This is a genomic window from Mycolicibacterium tusciae (genome assembly GCF_002086795.1).
Classification (GTDB): domain Bacteria; phylum Actinomycetota; class Actinomycetes; order Mycobacteriales; family Mycobacteriaceae; genus Mycobacterium; species Mycobacterium tusciae.
In genome coordinates, this window is sequence record NZ_MVIM01000003.1 from 115,767 (window position 1) to 134,164 (window position 18,398).

Sequence of the window (18,398 nt, forward strand, 5' to 3'; positions counted from 1 at the left end):
CCATGCACAGACGACCCGCGTGGGCCTGCCGTAACGACGCAGATGTCCGGCTCGACTGCCATCGTTGTGCCGTGGACGCTCGGTATTCGCGACGCCGAAAAGTGCTGCAGGGCATCGAGCTTCGCTATATGCTCACGGTGAACCTCGACATTCACGGTCCGGCGTCGATCTTCGAGATGATCGAGCTTCTCGAGTACCAGGGCTTTACGATCCCCGGACGGCCATCCAAATCAGTGTCGGACGCCCTGCGATGGGAAATGCGCCGCGGCCGGGTCCGTCGGCTCCGGCGCGGCGTCTACGGACCCGGGCTGATGCCGCGCTCCACCGAGCACCACATCCACAAACGGGCTGCCGCGCTCCGTGACGAGGCCGATCGAAGCATGGGTCGTGACGACGACGCCTTCTGGGCCGCCACGCCCGACTATTCCTAAGGCGCCCCAACCGCGAAGTTCTCCGTCAACGCTTCGGCGACCGGACGCCAAACCGGCTCTGGCAGATCGTGTCCCATGCCGTCGACGACAACATAGCGAGCACCTTCGATGATGCGCGCCAGGTTGCGCCCGTTGCGTGGCCGAACCATCGGATCTTCCGAGCCGTGGATCACCACCGTGGGCGCGACGATGCTGCGGGTGTACCGAATCAGGCTCCCCGTGCCTAGAATCGCATCGAACTGCCGCAACATGCCCTGGGGGTAATCGCTGCGCGCCCGCAGATCCTCGACCCGCCGCCGCAGTTGTTCAACGGGCGGAAGGAAATTCGGGCCGTTGATGATCGAAATGTTGCGTACCTCCGACGCCAGCCTGTCCTCCCACGGCGCGTCCTTGCCCGGTCCGCCGAACGCCAGCTTGATCACCTGCCACCGCGGCAGCGCCGAGAACGCCTTGCCCGAACTCGACATGACGATGCCCAGCGACCCCACCCGGTCGCGGTGATTGCCCGCGAGCACCTGCGCGATCATCCCGCCCATCGACGCCCCGACCACGTGAGCGCGCTCGATCTGCAGAAAATCCAGTAGCGCCTTCGCGTCGTCGGCCATATCGACCAGCGTGTACGGGACCGCACTACCCCGGCCAACCGCATAACGGGCCACCCGCCGGTACACGGATCCCTCGGCGCGGTGGCCGGTCATCTTGGTGGACAGCCCGATGTCGCGGTGGTCGTACCGGATGACCCGATAGCCGCGCCTGACCAACTGCGCGCAGAAGCCGTCGGGCCACATCGGCAGCTGCGCACCCACGCCCATGATCAGCAGAACAGGCGGAGCTGCGGAGTCGCCGAGATCCTCGTAATAGAGCTCGACTTCCCCGCAGACCGCCGTCCCACTGCGCGTTTGCATTACTCGAGACTATGTTGCGGCGTCCTGCCGAGGCCGCCACCGCTTGATGAAGTCGGTCTCCGGCCACCCCTCGTTGGCTGCCATCAGCTCGTACATCGTTGCGTTGTCGATGCTTTCGCGAATGATGTCGGCATGCCCAGCGTGGCGCGCCAGCTCCTCGATGAGATGCATGGCCACCCAGCGCACCGACCAGTTGTCGATGTCGTGGGGAAACCACGGCACTTCGTGCGGGACGGGCACCGGCGTGTCGAGGTCGGCTTGGCCGAAGACGCGTAGCGTTTCGGCATTCTGCGTGGCCAGCGCGCCGAGCAGGTCGGCAAGAGTTTCGTCTTCGCGCATCACGTATTGATCGGCGTACTCCGCCATGAGTTCTTCGATTGGGCGATCGTCGCGCGGTGGCATCTCGGGCGCCGCCGACGCTCGGTCTACCCAACCCTTCTGAACGTTCGCGGCGTGCTTGATCAGTCCGCCGATCGACAGCGCGCTGACCGACGGCGTCGATCGCGCCTGCTCATCGGTCAAGCCGTAGGCCGCCGAGAAGAATGCCTCCTGATTGAAACGCAGGAACTCGATCAAAGTCTGTCGTTCGTCGGCGGCAGGTGGGGGCATTCCCGGCATGGCTACTTTCCCTTCTCGGTGGTGTGGACGTAAAGATCTCGGATACAAGCAATTTCGGCGCCGTGGTGGATGGCCTCGCGGTTGATGTGCAGAATAAGCGTGGCCATCGGATAGTCGGCGTACGGCCCCTCCGCAGGACCACACGGCCGCCATAGCTCATCCTCGGAGAGCCCGCGCACACCTTCGGTCCATACTCGATACTGCTCGTCGAGCTGACCAAGCGCCGTTGCGGCGTCGGTAGCGTACGACCAGGTCTCGTAGCTCGCCTCAGGCGCGCCGAAATGGCTGTGATTGCGGACCGCGAAGACGCCGACGATCACGTGCGCGAGCCGCCACGCGATCGTCGTGAACGGCGCCGGCTCGGGTGCGGGATACGCGAAGTCCACGCCGCCATCCGGGTGCACGGTCCAGCAGTCCGGCACCGGCTGCCAGAAGTACTCGTCATCGGTCAGCCCTTCCAACCGCGGACGCAGTGCTTGCGTCCAGTGGAAGTCGAGCTGGAACGCCAACTCCGTGGTCATGTTCGTCGTCATGTTCATATGACTACCCTGAATCGCATATAGGACAGTTTCGGTCCTATAACTACGGCAGAGTCGACGACATGGCGGAAACGACCGGCAGGGTGCTGCAGCTTCTGGGGCTGCTGCAGTCGCGCCGGGTATGGACCGGCGAAGAACTCGCCGAGCGACTCGGCGTGACGACCCGCAGTGTCCGCCGCGACGTCGACCGACTCCGCGACCTGGGCTATCCGGTGCACGCCAGCAAGGGCCACGGCGGGGGCTATCAGTTGGGCGCGGGCGCCGCATTGCCTCCGTTGCTGCTCGATCCCGACGAGGCCGTCGCGATGGCCGTATGCCTGCGGCTCGCGGCGGGCGGCACGGTCGCCGGCGTCGGCGAGTCCGCCCTGCGGGCGCTGAGCAAGCTCGATCAGGTGATGCCGTCGCGGCTGCGGTCCCAGGTGGCCGCGGTGCACGACGCCACCGTCACGCTGACCTCGCCATCCTCCACCGAGGCCGTCGAACCCGACGTCTTGATGACGCTGGCGCGCGCGTGCCGCGACCGAGAGCACGTGAGCTGCGGCTACGTCGACCTTCGCGGCAATGCCACCCAACGACGCCTGGAGCCGTACCAACTGGTGACCACCGGCAGGCGCTGGTACCTGCTGGCCTACGACCGCGACAAGCAGGACTGGCGCAGTCTGCGACTGGACCGCATGGCCGACGTCCGCGCGCTCGGCAGCACGTTCCTCGCCCGCGACGCACCGGATGCCGCAGCCTATGTTCAGAAGTCGATCAGCAGCTCGCCGTACCGCTACGTGGCGCGGGTTCGCTTCCACGCACCAGAAGATGCCCTGGCGCAACACTTTTCACCGGCATCGGTGAGCATCGAAGCCGACGGTCCCGACGCCTGCATCGTCACCACGGGCGCCGACGACCCCGAACGGATGGTCTTCTACTTCGCCACCGTCGGCCACGACTTCGAAGTGCTCGAACCGCCGGAGGTGGTGCGCGCGGTCGTTGCGGTTGCCGATCGGCTGCAGCGGTCACTGTCCCCGCGCGAGTTGGGCCCATACCGCGAGCAGACGTGAAACCCCCCATTTCGTACCGCAATAGGGGGAGTTCACGTCTGTTCGCCGGCTGACGCGTGGGCCCTGTCGCCAGCTGACGCGTGGGCCGACGCGAGATGTCGGAGCCTGTCGCCAGTATTGCGGGCATGAGCCGACGCAACCGCGAGAAGCGAGCAGCCAAGCAGAAGAAGATTCGCCGCCGGATCGTCAACGAACGAGTGCGCCCGGATTTCGACGCCCCGCTCGACGGAGTGGTCCCGCAGGAACTCCTCGTCTCCGCTTTATGTCGCGCCGCGAGGTGTCCCGACCATGGTGCAGAACAGCACGCCGCGGACCTTCTGGTGGAGCTCCCCGCTTCGGCGCGAGACCTTGATCTGGCGGCCGACACCGCGACGGCCGTGGCCGTCCGGGCAGCGTGGGAGGCGGGCTGGGCACCGTCCGATCTCCACGAGATCGCCCGCCGCAAGCTCGAACCGTCGGGCGTCGAATACCTCACGGCCGCCGTCGTTCTCGAGTCCAAGCGATACCCGGCGGCGACACTGCACCCGCGATGGCGCGCCGACCTCGCGGCCATCTCAGCCGGGGTAAGCCCCGATACAACGGCACCGCTGATGGAGCACTGGGTCGATGTGAACGGCCTGGGCCGCCGCGCCGCGCTAACCGTGGTGCTGCAGGTGCTGTCGTTGCTCAGCAGGCTTCCCGTCTTGGAACCGCTGCTACCCCTGCCGGGCGCATGTCGACACCCCCTCGCCGTCGCAGGTGAGGTCGACCAGAAGGCACTGGGGAGGGTGCGCGCGCTGCTGGCCAAAGCCGAGGCCACCAAATTTCCCGAAGAGGCCGAGGCGCTGTCCGCCAAAGCGCAGGAGCTGATGAGTCGGTACTCGCTGCACCAGGCCGTCGCCGCCAGCGACCGCGGCCAAACACCGGCGGCCGCCGCGCGGCGGATATGGATCGATACCCCCTACCCGGGCCCCAAGGCGATACTGGTGCAAGCGGTGGCGACTGCCAATCGTTGTCGCGCGGTGTGGACGGCGAACCTCGGGTTCGTCACGGTCGTCGGCTCCGAAACTGACCTCGATCTCGTCGAACTGCTCGCCACTTCGCTTCTGGTGCAAGCCAACCGGGCGATGTTGGCGGCGGGACGCCAGACCAGCGGCGGGGGCTACACCCGGACGAGATCGTTTCGCCAGTCGTTCCTCATCGCATACGCCACCCGAATTGGCGAGCGGCTCGATACGACCAACGCCGGCGTCACGGCCCAGGTCCAGGACAGTCGACTTCTCCCAGTGCTCGCGGCGGCCAACCGGGCGGCCGACGAGCTCACGGATCGACTCTTCCCCGGCGTCGTGCATCGCCGGGTATCGGTGTCCAACGGAGCGGGCTGGAGTGCCGGGCGCGCAGCGGCCGACCTGGCTCAGTTCGACGTTCACCGCCCGATCGCCGGCTGACGACGCCTCGGCCGGGCTTGACTCTCTCCCCACGGGAGACCCCACCGTTGAGGCATGACAGTAGACAAGCAACAGATACCGACGTCGTGGGACGAGTTGCCTGCGACCATCACCACCTACCTGACCGCCCACGAAGGGCGAGACGTGACGACGGCCATCAGCACCTTCACCGCTGACGCGGTCGTGACCGACGAGGGCCAGACCTACCGCGGCATCGACGAGATCCGCGGCTGGCTGAACAGCGCGGGAACCGAGTACACCTTCACCACCGATTTCGTCGGAGCCACCGTGCTGGATCCGGCGCGCATCGACGTCGTCCAACACCTCGAAGGCAACTTTCCGGGCGGCGTCGCCGACCTGCATTTCCGGTTCACCACGGACGGTGCACTGATCAGTCGACTGGTGATCGAGCCCTGATGTCGAAGACATGGTTCGTCACCGGCGGCACCCCGGGCGGGTTCGGCATGGCCTTCGCCGAAGCCGCGCTCGAGATCGGCGACAAAGTCGTGCTCACCGCACGCCGGCCTGACGAATTGCGTTCGTGGACCCAGAAGTACGGGGAACGCGCATTCGTCGTGCCGCTCGACGTGACCGATGCCGGGCAGGTTCAGGAGGCAGTACGCGCGGCCGAGACACACTTCGGCGGCATCGACGTGCTGGTCAACAGCGCAGGCCGCGGCTGGTACGGATCGATCGAAGGCATGGACGAGGCCGCCGTGCGGGCGATGTTCGACCTGAACTTCTTCGGCATGCTCTCGGTCATCCGGGCGGTTCTGCCGGGTATGCGCGCCCGCGGCAGCGGGTGGATCGTCAACATATCGTCGGTGGCGGGTCTGCTTGGGGCGATCGGGTTCGGCTACTACAGCGCCACCAAGTTCGCCGTCGAAGCTGTCACCGAAGTACTTCGGGAAGAGGTTGCGCCGCAGGGCATTAACGTGATGGCCGTCGAACCCGGGGCATTTCGCACGCGGGCCTATGCCGGCTTCGTCGACGAACCGATCACCGAAACCATCGCCGAGTACCGGCCCATGTTGGAGCAGGTGCGCCAAGAGTTCATCGACCAGGACGGCGCGCAGCCGGGCGACCCGATCCGTGGAGCACGTGCGGTGATCGCCGCGATGGCCCAGAAACAGCCGCCCCGGCGGCTGGTGCTCGGCAGCGACGCGTTCGACGGCGTGGTGGCCTCGTTGGAGCAGAATCTGGCGGATATCCGGTCGAGCGAAACACGCTCGCGCGGTGCCGATTTCCCCCGCTAGCTCTGGGCCAGCCGGAACACCGGCCAGCCGATCTCGGTACGCCACTGTGCCGGGTCCGCGGTATCACGTGGCGCCACCGTGTAGACCTCGTGAATGGGGCCGTCCACCGCCAGCGCGTGCGTGACCACCCACGTCCCGAGGCGCCCGTAGGTGACATTGATGTCGTCGTGCGGACCCGGATGAACAGTGACAGCGAGTTCGGCGGCGGGCAGTTCGACGACTCCGATCCGGCCGGATGGGCGGGGTGCTCGAACCGGCCGGTAGACGGTCATCTCACCGGCGCCGTCGGTGAACAGTTCGTTGGCATAATGCCCGCCGGGCGGTCCCGTCCGCTCCGCGGATGAAAACTCCGCATCCAATTCGGCCATCGCGGAGTCGTACCATTCCAACGAATCATCCAGCTGCACATGACCGTTGATGGCGACGACGGTGCGCGCTGGCGCAGACTTCAGCTCGACGTCGAATTCGTCGGCATCGGGGCGCAGCAACCGGCGCAGGGACACCACGGCCGCCTGGGTACGGTCCAGCTCGGCTTCGAGGCGGCGCAGATGACCCGCGATCACCTCGGCGCGCTGCTGCGGATCGCCTGCGGAAAGGATGGACTCGACCTCGGCAAGCGGCACGTCGAGTTGCCGCAGCTGGTAGATCACCTGCGCGGTCGGGATCTGCTCGGGCGTGTAGTACCGGTAGCCCGTCGACGGGTCGACGGTGTCCGGCTCGAGGAGTCCGGCCGCGTGGTAGCGCCGCAACGTCCGCACGCTCAAGCGCGTCAACGTGGCGAAGTCCCCGATGGTCAGGCCGGAGCGCATGTGAGTGAACTTAGCCTGGGCCACCGTCAAGCCGTGAGTTCGAGGCGGTCGGCAAGAAACAGGAAGGCCGATGCGAAGTCGTTGTCCTTCGTCGCGATTCGCAAACGGTCCCAGTCGAGCTGTTCGCGGACCGCGCGCACGCCAGGCAACAACGCCGCGAAATCGCAGTTGTGCTCGTTCAGGGCGTTGAGCTTCTCGGTCAACACATGCGTCGGCGGGAGCACCCGCATCCGGACCGCCAACACATCGTGCTCCTCCGCGTCCTCGATCGCCTGCGGCTCGACGGGCACACCGTTGAGACGGTGCAGCACGTCGATGACGAAATCGTCGCCGACGCACGCCTTGAACAGCCAGTCCTCAGGCGTTCGCTCGATGTTGAAGCCGGCGTCCTTCAGCGTCGCGGCCGCCTTCTCGATGTCCAGCTCAGCGACGACGAAGTCCACGTCGTGCACAGGTTCGGGTCCGCCGAACACCCACAGCGCGTAGCTGCCTGCCAGCGCGAAATCGGGGCCCTGGGCACGCAGGGCCGATGCGGCACGTTTCAGTGCGTCGCGCAGGTCGTCATTTCGTGCGGGCACGTTTCTCCTGATCGGCAAGGGACCATTGTGGGTACTGGAGTACCCATGCGGATGGCCACCTTCAACATCCTGCACGGACGCAGCGTTCACGACGGGCTGGTGCACCGTGACCGGCTCGTCGACGCGATCCGGGAAATCGATCCCGACATCCTGGCCTTGCAAGAGGTCGACCTCGACCAGCCCCGCTCTGGAATGGCCGATCTGACCGCCGTCGCCGCCATGGCCATGGAGGCGTCGAGCCATCGCTTCGTCGCCGCGATCGCCGGTACGCCCGGCGCGACGTGGATGGCCGCGACGGGTCGTGAGCAGCCCGGCACCGCCGCCTACGGCATCGCGCTGCTGTCGCGCTATCCCGCCGACGCCTGGCAGGTGGTTCGGTTGCCGCGGATCCCGATGAAGTTCCCGATGTACCTGCGGGGACCCAATCGTGTGCAGGTCGTCAAAGAGGAGCCCAGGGCGGCGGTCCTCGCCCGGCTCGACACCCCCGTCGGCCCCCTCACCGTCGCCAACACCCACCTGTCGTTCGTCCCCGGCTGGAATCGGCGACAGCTGCGCCTACTCATGCGCGATTTGCACGGCTTCCCGGGGCCGCACGTGCTGATGGGCGATCTGAACATGGTGCCGGAAAAAGTCGGGCGGTTGAGCCAGCTGCGTGCGCTCGGCGAAGCGCCGACGTTCCCGGCCGACGCGCCCGAGACACAGCTCGACCACATCCTGACCGACGACGACGGGCTGCGCGTCGAGCGCTGCGTTGCACCGAGGCTGTCGATCTCGGATCACCGTGCGCTCGTCATCGACATATCGAGGCGCTGACGCCGTAGGGTTTTGGGGTGCACGTGATCTCCGCGGAGTCGACGGAGCTTTTCACAGGGCCGTCGCATGCGCCGCAGCAACTGGTGCGGGTTGCCTACAGCGACGGCGGCGGGAACGTACGCATCGAAGGCGACGGTTTGACCGGGCGCGCGCAGGCCGGTCCCGGCGACGGCATCAGTGAGGTTCCCGTCGTGGTGACCAATCCGACGGTCGGCGAGCAGCGCGACGCGCGGGTGATCGCGGGGGACAGCATCACCGGGTTCGTGTTCACCGTCGCCGAGCCCGGCTGGACGATGCACATGATCAGCCACTTCCATTACGACCCGGTGTGGTGGAACACCCAGGCGGCGTATACCAGCGTGTGGACCGAAGACCCGCCCGGGCGCTGCCGACAGACCAACGGCTTCGACCTCGTACGTGCCCATCTCGAGATGGCACGCCGTGAACCCGAATACAAGTTCGTGCTCGCCGAGGTCGATTACCTCAAGCCGTTCTGGGACACCCACCCCGAGGAGCGTGCCGACCTGCGCAGGTTCATCGCCGACGGCCGGGTCGAGATCATGGGTGGCACCTACAACGAACCCAACACGAATCTGACCGGTCCCGAAACCACCATCCGCAACTTCGTGCACGGCATCGGTTTTCAGCGCGACATACTCGGCGCCGACCCGGCCACCGCGTGGCAGCTCGACGCTTTCGGACACGATCCTCAGTTTCCGGGCATGGCCGCCGACGCCGGGCTGACCTCCAGTTCGTGGGCGCGCGGGCCGCACCACCAGTGGGGCCCGATGGCAGGCGGCGGCGACCCCGAGCGCATGCAGTTCAACAGCGAGTTCGAGTGGATCGCTCCTTCGGGGCGCGGACTGCTCACCCACTACATGCCCGCGCATTACGCCGCCGGGTGGTGGATGGATTCGGCGGCGACGCTCGAGGAGGCTGAGGCCGCAACGTACGAACTGTTCACCGGTCTGAAGAAGGTGGCGCTTACGCGCAACGTGCTGCTGCCCGTCGGCACCGACTACACGCCGCCGAACAAGTGGGTCACCGAGATCCACCGGGACTGGAATGCGCGCTACACGTGGCCGAAGTTCGTGTGCGCGTTGCCCAACGAGTTCTTCGCCGCAGTGCGCAACGAGCTCACGGAGCGCGGGGTCGACGCGTCACCGCAGACGCGGGACATGAACCCGATCTACACCGGCTGCCACGTCTCCTACATCGACACCAAACAGGCCAACCGGGCGACTGAGGAGGCGGTGCTCGACGCCGAGAAGTTCGCGGTGTTCGCCGGTCTGCTCGGCGGTGCGACGTACCCGGACGCAACCCTGGCCAAGGCGTGGGTGCAGCTCGTCTACGGCGCACACCACGATGCGATCACCGGCTCGGAATCCGATCAGGTCTATCTCGACCTGCTGACAGGGTGGCGCGACGCGTGGGACCTCGGTACGACGGTCCGCGACAACGCGCTGGCCCTGCTGTCACGCGCCGTTGACGGAAGCGTGGTCGTCTGGAACGCGTTGGCGCACAATCGCAGTGACATCGTGACGGCCCGGTTCGACGAGCCTGTCGGTCCCGGTGTTGAGGTGCTCGACTCCGATGGCGCCGAGCTGCCCGTCCACGTCGAACACGGGGGAAGGGTGGTCCGCTGGCTCGCGCGCGACGTGCCGTCGCTGGGCTGGCAGTCCTACCGGGTGACACCGGGATCGGGCTCCGACGACTGGAAGCCGTTGGACGGGAACGAGATCAGCAACGGCCACTATCGTCTTCGCGTCGACCCCGAGCGTGGCGGTGGGGTGATCTCGCTGATCGAGGCCGCCTCCGAACGTGAGTTGATCGCCAACGGGAAAATCGGCAATGAACTCGCGGTCTACGACGAATACCCCGCGCATCCGCAGGCCGGCGAAGGCCCATGGCATCTGCTCCCGAAGGGGCCCGTCGTCTCCTCGTCGGCGGGCCGAGCCGAGGTTGAGGCGTACCGCGGTCCTCTCGGTGAGCGGCTGATTGTCCGTGGCCGTATCACGAATCTCTTGCGCTACAAGCAGACTCTGACGCTGTGGCGCGATGTCGCGCGGGTCGAGTGCAGCACCACCGTCGACGAGTTCACCGGTGAGGACCGCCTGCTGCGGCTGCGCTGGCCGTGTCCGGTGCCAGGCGCGCTACCGGTCAGCGAGGTCGGAGATGCGGTGATCGGGCGCGGGTTCGGCCTGCTGCACGACAGGGGCGAGGAGTCGGCCGTCGACGCCGCTGTGCATCCGTGGACTCTGGACAACCCGGCGTACAGCTGGTTCGGCCTGTCGTCTGCCGTGCGGATCCGGGTCGGTGACGGTGTGCACGCGATATCGGTGGCCGAGGTCGTGTCCCCGACGGAGTCGGCGTCCTCATCGCTGGCCCGCCCGCTGATGGTCGCGCTCGCACGTGCCGGTGTCACCGCGACGTGCAGCGGTGCCGACCGCCCGCGCTACGGCGACCTCGGCGTGGACTCCAACCTGCCGGATGCCCGCATCGCGCTCGGCGGACCTGACGAGAATGCCTTCACCGCAGCGGTTTTGGCCGATGCCAACGCGGTCTACCGCGAAGAGCTGGAGCGCCAGTTGCAGGCGAACGGCCGGGCCAGAGTCTGGGTGCCCGCCACCGCGCCGCTTGCCGACCATTGGGTGCCGGGCGCGGATCTCCGTCCGGTGCGGGCGCTGCCGGTGCTCGTCGTCGCCGGAGCGGAACTCGAAGTTGCCGTGGAGTCGGTCGTCGAGGACCTCGCCGAGTTCGAGATCGCCGTCGACCAGAACGCGCCCGCCGGCCTGCAACCGTTCGAGGCGCGTACCGTCGCGGTGCTCAACCGCGGAATACCGGGATTCGCCGTCGATTCGGACGGCACGCTGCACACGTCGCTGATGCGCTCGTGCTCCGGTTGGCCGTCGGGAACCTGGATCGACCCGCCGCGGCGCACCGCACCCGACGGGTCCAACTTCCAGCTCCAGCACTGGACGCACACGTTCGAATACGCGGTGGTCTCCGGTGACGGTGACTGGCGCGACGCCGCGATCCCGGCCCGCAGTGCAGAGTTCTCCCGTCCACCGCTGGCGGTTACCGAGAACACCAGCGCCGCTGGAGGTTTGCCGCCGTGGGGCTCGTTGTTGGAGATCGAGCCAGCGGGCGTCGTGCAGCTCGGCGCATTGAAGGCGGCAGGCAACCCGGTGGCGGCGGGCAGCGGCAGGCAGGTCCATCCCACCGACGGTGTCGCGGTACGTCTGGTCGAAACCTCCGGTGCAGCAACCCAGGTGGAAGTGCGTTCGGGCCTGCGCCGCGTCTCGGCGGCCGCCCGTGTCGACCTTCTCGAACAGCCCAGGGTCCAGCAGCTGTCTTCGGAGGGACTCGCCCTGCACGGATTCGAGATCGCCACCATCCTGACCCGGCTGAACCTGTCGAAGGTGCTGGACGCCGACCACACGGTTCTGGGGCCCGACGCCGAGGCTGCGCAACCGCTGTACGCCCGGTACTGGCTGCACAACCGTGGGCCCGCGCCGCTCGGCGGCCTGCCCGCCGTCGCACACCTGCATCCGCAGCGCATTGCCGTCGAGCCGAATTCCGATGGGCAGCTGCGACTTACGATCGCCAGCGACTGCAGCGATACGGTGCTGCACGGCCACGTGCGGTTGCTGTGCCCGGACGGCTGGACGACCGATCCACACGAGCTGCCGTTCATGCTGCCGCCCGGTGAGCACCTCGCAACCGATGTGGTCGTGAGCGCGCCGCCCGCCGTGCAACCGGGCCTGTATCCGATCAGGGCGGAACTCACACTCACCGGTAACCATGTATCGATGCCGCCGTCGTGGCGCCAGATGGTCGAGGACGTGTGCGTCGTTTCCGTGGCCGCACCGACCGAGGACCGACTGCTGCGGATCGTGGCCGACCCGCAGCCCGTCGACATCAAGGCCGGCGAACGCGCCACGCTGACCGTCGGGGTCGCCACCGACGCCTATGCAGACCTTGCCGTCGAAGCGCATTTGATCAGCCCGTGGGGCACGTGGGAGTGGATCGGGCCCGGCGCGACGGGCGTCGAAGTGGCGGCCCGGGGCACGGTCGAACTCAACTTCGACGTGGCGCCACCGGTGTGGGTGGAACCCGGCGAGTGGTGGGCGCTGATCCGGGTCGCGGCCGCCGGTCAGCTGCTGTACTCGCCCGCGGTGAAGGTGACGGTCCGATGACCGCCGCGATCGTCGGTGGGGTGCCGGTGCCGGTGCATGACGTGGACGCACGCGAGGCGCAGCTGCGTTCGTCACGTACGGCGTCGTCGCTGCCGCGGCCCGGCACCAGCGAGGGACGGCAGCTAAGACGTTGGCTGACACAGCTTCTCGTGACCGAACGCGTGGTGGCTGCTGAGGCCGATGCTCGGGGGCTCGGCGCCGACGGTGCACCGACCGAGGACGATCTGCTGCCGGACATGACCGCGCGACTCGAGATGGGCAGCGTGGCGGCGTCTGTCCTCGGCGACCCGTTGGCGCGCGCACTGTTCGTGAGCATCACCGAATCCGTCGACGTGACCGACGAGGCCGTCGCGGCATACGAAGCGCGGAACCCGGCACGTTTCCCCGACACCGCACACGTCGCCGAACACCTGCGCGCGGCGGCGCGGCGTCGCGCGTTCCGGCTGTGGCTGGATGCCCGGTGCGCCGAACTCGTCGAGTTGGCGCCCGGCTACGAACATCCCGGCGATCCCCGCCAGCCCGACAACACCCACCGGCACTGATGGCCCGACCGACACTCGCAATCGACATCGGCGGCACGAAGATCGCCGCCGGTCTGGTCGACGACGACGGCACTCTGGTCCACCATGCGAAGCGCCCGACGCCCGACGGCGACCCCGAGGCGATCTGGGCGGTGGTGGAATCGCTTGTCGCCGAGGCACTGTCGACGGCGGGCGGCGCGGTGGGTGGCGTCGGCATCGCATCCGCCGGCCCGATCGATGTCCCGGCCGGCACCGTCAGCCCGATCAACATCACCGAGTGGCAACACTTTCCGATCGTCGACCGGGTGGCCGCGATGGTCGACGCACCCGTGCGACTGGGTGGCGACGGGCTGTGTATGGCGATGGGGGAACGCTGGCGTGGCGCGGGCCGCGACGCCGAGTTCTTGCTCGGCATGGTGGTGTCCACCGGGGTCGGCGGTGGGTTGGTACTCGACGGCGCGCCCTACGACGGTCGCACAGGCAACGCCGGACACGTCGGCCATGTCGTCGTCGATCCCGAAGGTCGACCGTGCACGTGCGGCGGTCGCGGGTGCGTCGAGACGATCGCCGGCGGCCCACGGATGGCGCAGTGGGCCAGGGAGCAGGGGTGGAATGCGCCCGCCGACGCCGACGCCAAGGAACTGGCCGACGCCGCGGCCGCGGGGGATGCCGTGGCCTTGCAAGCGTTCACCCGGGGTGCGACGGCCGTCGCCGCGATGATCGCGTCCGTCGGCGCGGTTTGCGACCTCGACCTCGTCGTCATCGGCGGCGGCGTCGCAAAAGCCGGTCCACTGCTGTTCGACCCCTTGCGCGCGGCGCTCGACACCTACGCGGGGCTGGACTTCATCCGCGATCTACGCGTCATGCCCGCCGAACTCGGTGGCGACGCCGGGCTGGTCGGCGCAGCGGCCCTGGTGATTTCGGCGCGCTGACGCACCGCTGCGGTCGGTTTGCGCGCCCGATCCGCACTGGTTGTATAAGGGCATGCGTGTCGGAGTGGTGTTCCCCCAAACCGAACTGGGCGGCGACGTCGGTGCCGTCCGCGCTTATGGGCAGGGAGTCGAGGCGCTTGGCTTCGACCATTTGCTCGCATACGACCACGTCGTAGGGGCCGACCCGGCCGTGCACAAAGGGTGGAGCGGGTACTACGACGTCGACACCACATTCCACGAGCCGTTCGTGATGTTCGGATACCTCGCGGCGGCCACCACGACTCTCGAATTCGTCACCGGCGTCATCATTCTCCCGCAGCGCCAGACCGCACTGGTCGCCAAGCAGGCCGCCGAAGTCGACCTGCTGTCCCAGGGCAGGTTCCGGCTCGGTATCGGAATCGGTTGGAACGCCGTCGAATACGACGCACTGGGTGAGGACTTCAGCGTCCGCGGTGCGCGCTCGGAGGAGCAGATCGAACTCATGCGACGGTTGTGGACCGAGCGCAGCGTCACGTTCGAGGGCAGATTCGACACGGTCACCGGTGCCGGCCTGTCACCGCGTCCGGTGCAGCGGCCGATCCCCGTATGGATCGGCGCCGCGTCGGCGAAGGGCTTCGACCGGATCGGACGCCTGGCCGACGGGTGGTTCCCGATGACCGGTCCGGGGCCACAGCTCGACGAAGCCCGCGCGGCGGTTCGGGACGCGGCAGTCGCCGCGGGACGCGATCCCGCTGCGCTGGGGCTGCAGGGCCAGGTGAGGAGTTCGATCGAGCCGGACGCGGTGGCTGCCGAACTGGCCGCGTGGGGCGACGCCGGCGCGACCCACGTGGCCGTCAGCACGATGGGCCACGGCCTGGCCACCGTCGACGACCACCTGGCCACCCTGGGGGCGATCGCCGAGGTGACTTCTTCGCGCTCGTAGCCGGTGAGCGACCGCAAAATGTACGCAAACTGCGGCGTGTCTCTGTGCAGACACGCGCGCTCGCCGGAAAAAGGTTGAGCGGCGATCGCCGGCCGTTTTGGCTGATCGGCGCGCCGTCGGCTATTCTTGGCGGCGTTCTACCGAAGACCGTTGGTCACCGAGAAATCGGTTGAAGGTCCGGCTTTGCCGGCGGCCCACGCAGGAGGACGAGGCTAATGCAGTTTTTGCGCGCCCCGACCTGTCTGCGTCGGGGCGTTCGTCATTTCCGGACGTGATCCCTTCTCGGCTGCCGCGGTCCCCATCTACGAGGAGGCATGCATGGCCAAGGCTGAAAAGGCCACCGCGGTTGCCGACATCGCTGAGCAGTTCAAGGACTCGACGGCGACGCTCGTCACCGAGTACCGCGGGCTGACGGTTGCCAACCTCAAAGACCTGCGCCGTTCGCTCGGTGAATCCGCCACCTACACAGTCGCCAAGAACACGCTGGTCAAGCGTGCCGCGGCGGAGGCGGGCATCGAGGGCCTCGACGAGCTTTTCGTCGGGCCCACCGCGATCGCGTTCGTCAAGGGTGAAGCCGTCGATGCCGCCAAGGCGATCAAGAAGTTCGCCAAGGACAACAAGGCGCTCGTGATCAAGGGCGGCTACATGGATGGCCGCGCCCTGAGCGTTTCCGAGGTCGAAAAGATCGCCGACCTGGAATCGCGCGAGGTTCTGCTGGCCAAGCTGGCCGGCGCGATGAAGGCGAATCTGTCCAAGGCCGCTGGCCTGTTCACCGCACAGCAGTCGCAGGCAGCCCGGTTGTTCGCGGCGCTGCAAGAGAAGAAGGCCGCCGAGGCACCCGCCGAGGCGCCATCCGAAAGCCCGGCAGCGTCCGACGACGCCGCCGAATAACCCACACCAATCCAGTACCTAGGTAAGTAAGAAAGGGACCATCATGGCCAAGCTGTCCACCGACGACCTGCTCGACGCGTTCAAGGAACTGACGCTGCTCGAGCTCTCTGAGTTCGTCAAGAAGTTCGAGGAGACCTTCGACGTCACCGCCGCCGCTCCGGTCGCCGTCGCGGCCGCCGGCCCCGCCGCCGGTGGTGCACCGGCCGAGGCCGCCGAGGAGCAGTCGGAGTTCGACGTCATCCTCGAGGGTGCCGGCGACAAGAAGATCGGCGTCATCAAGGTCGTCCGCGAGATCGTCTCCGGCCTGGGCCTCAAGGAGGCCAAGGACCTCGTCGACAGCGCTCCCAAGCCGCTGCTCGAGAAGGTCGCCAAGGAGGCCGCCGAGGAAGCCAAGACCAAGCTCGAGGCTGCCGGCGCGACGGTCACCGTCAAGTAGTTCAAAAGCGTACGAACCGCCCGGGATCAGCACGATCCCGGGCGGTTTGTCGTAGGTGCAGTCGCTGGCCAGGTCTACGAAGCCGGCCGTACCACTGTCGTAAGCGTCAATTGCGCTTATCGTGAGTCCGTGATTGTCGCCGTGTCGCGTACCGCGGTCGCCGCCATTGCGGTACCGATGTTGTCCTTGACCGCGTGCAACTTCTCGTTTTCCGCGGGCGGTCCCGATTACGACAAGCTGGAAACATCCATCTCCGACGAGCTCAAAGGCACCTATTCGGAGATCACTCCGGATGCTCCGAAAGTGACATGCCCGCGAGACCAGCCGGACCCCGAGAAGGGTGACACCTTCATCTGCACCGCAGACGTTCAAGGGGAACCGGTTCGGGTCGAGGTCAAGGTGGCCGACGACGATGGCAACGTCGACTTCACCACGCTGGACGTGGTCTACGACATGGCCCGCACAGGGCGGCTGCTGGGCGACGAGATCGAATCGAACATGGGATTCCCGGTCACAGTGCAATGCGGCAGCGGTGTGAAAATTGTCCCAATCGGCGACAGTTTCACCTGCACGGCGGTCGACGAGAATTCCGTCGAGAAAACCGTCGAGGTGACAGCCGTCGAAATCGGAAAGGACAACTGGCGGATCATCGACTAGCGGGCGGTGAATCCCTCAGCCTGGCGGCCAGCTATTGCTCATCACGCACAAGACCCCAGGAGAGAAGGGTTGTGGCACTGATTGCGCAAACGCCCCTACGAATCGCTTGCGGGCGCTTTGCGCCCCGTCGTCCCGGCCTTCGACGCCGAGAGAACGACGCCGACGGAAATTCCAATCCGGAGCATCGGTGGTATCGGACGTGACACATCGCCAGTGCTCGGTAACGGCGTGCGCTACAGTGACTCAAGCCACAGGCGGGAGCCCTGTGGCCTGCGACATTGGCGGAAGGATCCCCGCGTGGGCATTGGAATTCAGGTCGAGGGGCTTACCAAGTCCTTCGGGCCCCAGCGAATCTGGGAAGACGTCACGTTGGAGGTTCCGGCGGGCGAGGTCAGCGTTCTGCTGGGCCCGTCCGGTACCGGCAAGTCGGTGTTCCTGAAGTCGCTGATCGGGCTGCTGCGCCCCGAGCGCGGCAAGATCATCGTCGACGGCACGAACATCATCGAGTGCACGGCCAAGGAGCTCTACGAGATCCGCACCCTGTTCGGTGTGATGTTCCAGGACGGCGCCCTGTTCGGCTCGATGAGCCTGTACGACAACACCGCTTTCCCCTTGCGTGAGCACACCAAGAAAAAGGAAAGCGAAATCCGCAACATCGTCATGGAGAAGCTCGACCTCGTTGGTCTGGGCGGGGACGAGACGAAGTTCCCCGGTGAGATCTCCGGCGGTATGCGCAAGCGTGCGGGGTTGGCCCGCTCGCTGGTGCTGGATCCGCAGATCATCCTCTGCGACGAGCCGGACTCCGGTCTGGACCCGGTGCGTACGGCGTATCTGTCGCAGTTGTTGATCGACATCAATGCCCAGATCGACTGCACGATCCTGATCGTGACGCACAACATCAACATCGCGCGCACGGTGCCCGACAACATGGGCATGTTGTTCCGTAAGAAGCTGGTGATGTTCGGTCCGCGTGAGGTGTTGTTGACCTCCGATGAGCCGGTGGTGCGGCAGTTCCTCAACGGTCGTCGTATCGGGCCGATCGGCATGTCGGAGGAGAAGGACGAGTCGACGATGGCCGAGGAGCAGGCCATGGTCGATGCCGGTCACCACGACGGCGGCACCGATGAGATCGAGGGGGTGCCGCCGCAGATCATGGCGACCCCCGGTATGCCGGAACGTCAGGCCGTTGGCCGTCGTCAGGCTCGGGTTCGCGAAATCCTGCACACGCTGCCGCCGGCCGCGCAGGAGGCGATCCGCGATGATCTCGAAGGCACCCACAAGTACCAGGCGCACCAGTTCGCGACTCAGGAAGCCTCGCCGCGTGGTCGCCATGATGACGACGCTCCGACGGGCGTCATCCCGACCGTCGACAGCCCGACGGTCGAGACCAGGACCGTCGAGAGGTAGTCCCTCGT

General features: G+C 66.9%; 19 protein-coding genes. 14 read left to right on the forward strand and 5 right to left on the reverse strand.

The window, feature by feature from the left end; all coding sequences use genetic code 11:
• Nucleotides 1-128 precede the first annotated feature (128 nt).
• On the forward strand, nt 129-431 hold the full coding sequence (locus tag BST47_RS06465) for a hypothetical protein (RefSeq protein ID WP_083125091.1): 303 nt from the start codon (nt 129-131) through the stop codon (nt 429-431).
• Here BST47_RS06465 and BST47_RS06470 read toward each other — a convergent pair.
• From BST47_RS06470 to BST47_RS06480, 3 genes are read right to left on the reverse strand one after another with little or no spacing between them, the layout of a single operon-like run.
• Nucleotides 428-1,336: an alpha/beta fold hydrolase gene (locus BST47_RS06470; RefSeq protein WP_083124474.1), complete on the reverse strand. Its 909-nt coding sequence runs from the start codon at nt 1,334-1,336 to the stop codon at nt 428-430. The two genes, BST47_RS06465 and BST47_RS06470, sit on opposite strands and share 4 nt — an antisense overlap.
• A 9-nt stretch (nt 1,337-1,345) precedes the next feature.
• Complete coding sequence (locus BST47_RS06475) at nt 1,346-1,954, reverse strand: DinB family protein (RefSeq protein WP_083124477.1); 609 nt, start codon at nt 1,952-1,954, stop codon at nt 1,346-1,348.
• Between the two features lie 2 nt (nt 1,955-1,956).
• Nucleotides 1,957-2,493, reverse strand: a complete 537-nt coding sequence (locus BST47_RS06480; protein ID WP_207568547.1) for a DinB family protein — start codon at nt 2,491-2,493, stop codon at nt 1,957-1,959.
• 62 nt (nt 2,494-2,555) lie between these two features.
• Between BST47_RS06480 and BST47_RS06485 the strand changes: the two genes are divergently transcribed.
• The 4 genes from BST47_RS06485 (at nt 2,556) to BST47_RS06500 (ending at nt 6,225) form a co-directional block, all read left to right on the forward strand.
• Nucleotides 2,556-3,542 (forward strand): helix-turn-helix transcriptional regulator, encoded by a 987-nt coding sequence (locus BST47_RS06485; protein ID WP_083124480.1) that lies wholly within the window; start codon nt 2,556-2,558, stop codon nt 3,540-3,542.
• Between the two features lie 125 nt (nt 3,543-3,667).
• Nucleotides 3,668-4,969, forward strand: coding sequence for a DUF2786 domain-containing protein (locus BST47_RS06490; RefSeq protein ID WP_083125093.1), 1,302 nt, complete (start codon nt 3,668-3,670; stop codon nt 4,967-4,969).
• A gap of 54 nt (nt 4,970-5,023) precedes the next feature.
• Entirely contained in the window at nt 5,024-5,386 is a 363-nt protein-coding gene (locus BST47_RS06495; protein WP_083124482.1) for a nuclear transport factor 2 family protein, read from the forward strand.
• The gene (locus BST47_RS06500) at nt 5,386-6,225 is read left to right on the forward strand and encodes an SDR family NAD(P)-dependent oxidoreductase (RefSeq protein ID WP_083124484.1); all 840 of its coding nucleotides are present in this window, start codon (nt 5,386-5,388) and stop codon (nt 6,223-6,225) included. Before BST47_RS06495 ends, BST47_RS06500 begins: the two co-directional genes overlap by 1 nt.
• Here the strand turns inward: BST47_RS06500 and BST47_RS06505 are convergent.
• Nucleotides 6,222-7,034 carry a MerR family transcriptional regulator gene (locus tag BST47_RS06505; RefSeq protein ID WP_083124486.1) on the reverse strand — a complete coding sequence of 271 codons (813 nt, stop codon included), beginning with the start codon at nt 7,032-7,034 and terminating at the stop codon, nt 6,222-6,224. The two genes, BST47_RS06500 and BST47_RS06505, sit on opposite strands and share 4 nt — an antisense overlap.
• Nucleotides 7,035-7,060: 26 nt before the next feature.
• On the reverse strand, nt 7,061-7,612 hold the full coding sequence (locus BST47_RS06510) for a hypothetical protein (RefSeq protein ID WP_083124494.1): 552 nt from the start codon (nt 7,610-7,612) through the stop codon (nt 7,061-7,063).
• Between the two features lie 45 nt (nt 7,613-7,657).
• On the opposite strand from BST47_RS06510, the gene BST47_RS06515 reads away from it, so the two are divergent.
• The 9 genes from BST47_RS06515 (at nt 7,658) to BST47_RS06555 (ending at nt 18,390) form a co-directional block, all read left to right on the forward strand.
• Nucleotides 7,658-8,425, forward strand: coding sequence for an endonuclease/exonuclease/phosphatase family protein (locus BST47_RS06515; protein ID WP_083124495.1), 768 nt, complete (start codon nt 7,658-7,660; stop codon nt 8,423-8,425).
• 17 nt (nt 8,426-8,442) lie between these two features.
• Nucleotides 8,443-12,624, forward strand: a complete 4,182-nt coding sequence (locus tag BST47_RS06520) for a glycoside hydrolase family 38 N-terminal domain-containing protein (RefSeq protein ID WP_083124497.1) — start codon at nt 8,443-8,445, stop codon at nt 12,622-12,624.
• Nucleotides 12,621-13,166 (forward strand): DUF7158 domain-containing protein, encoded by a 546-nt coding sequence (locus tag BST47_RS06525; protein WP_083125094.1) that lies wholly within the window; start codon nt 12,621-12,623, stop codon nt 13,164-13,166. Before BST47_RS06520 ends, BST47_RS06525 begins: the two co-directional genes overlap by 4 nt.
• Nucleotides 13,166-14,077 (forward strand): ROK family protein, encoded by a 912-nt coding sequence (locus tag BST47_RS06530; protein WP_083124500.1) that lies wholly within the window; start codon nt 13,166-13,168, stop codon nt 14,075-14,077. Before BST47_RS06525 ends, BST47_RS06530 begins: the two co-directional genes overlap by 1 nt.
• A 52-nt stretch (nt 14,078-14,129) precedes the next feature.
• The gene (locus BST47_RS06535) at nt 14,130-14,999 is read left to right on the forward strand and encodes an LLM class F420-dependent oxidoreductase (RefSeq protein WP_083124502.1); all 870 of its coding nucleotides are present in this window, start codon (nt 14,130-14,132) and stop codon (nt 14,997-14,999) included.
• Between the two features lie 318 nt (nt 15,000-15,317).
• Nucleotides 15,318-15,890, forward strand: a complete 573-nt coding sequence (rplJ, locus tag BST47_RS06540; RefSeq protein ID WP_083124504.1) for a 50S ribosomal protein L10 — start codon at nt 15,318-15,320, stop codon at nt 15,888-15,890.
• Between the two features lie 43 nt (nt 15,891-15,933).
• Nucleotides 15,934-16,326 (forward strand): 50S ribosomal protein L7/L12, encoded by a 393-nt coding sequence (rplL, locus tag BST47_RS06545; protein ID WP_083124506.1) that lies wholly within the window; start codon nt 15,934-15,936, stop codon nt 16,324-16,326.
• Between the two features lie 129 nt (nt 16,327-16,455).
• Nucleotides 16,456-16,983: a DUF4333 domain-containing protein gene (locus BST47_RS06550; protein WP_234809600.1), complete on the forward strand. Its 528-nt coding sequence runs from the start codon at nt 16,456-16,458 to the stop codon at nt 16,981-16,983.
• Nucleotides 16,984-17,280: 297 nt separating this feature from the next.
• Entirely contained in the window at nt 17,281-18,390 is a 1,110-nt protein-coding gene (locus tag BST47_RS06555) for an ABC transporter ATP-binding protein (protein WP_083124508.1), read from the forward strand.
• The last annotated feature ends 8 nt before the right edge of the window (nt 18,391-18,398 follow it).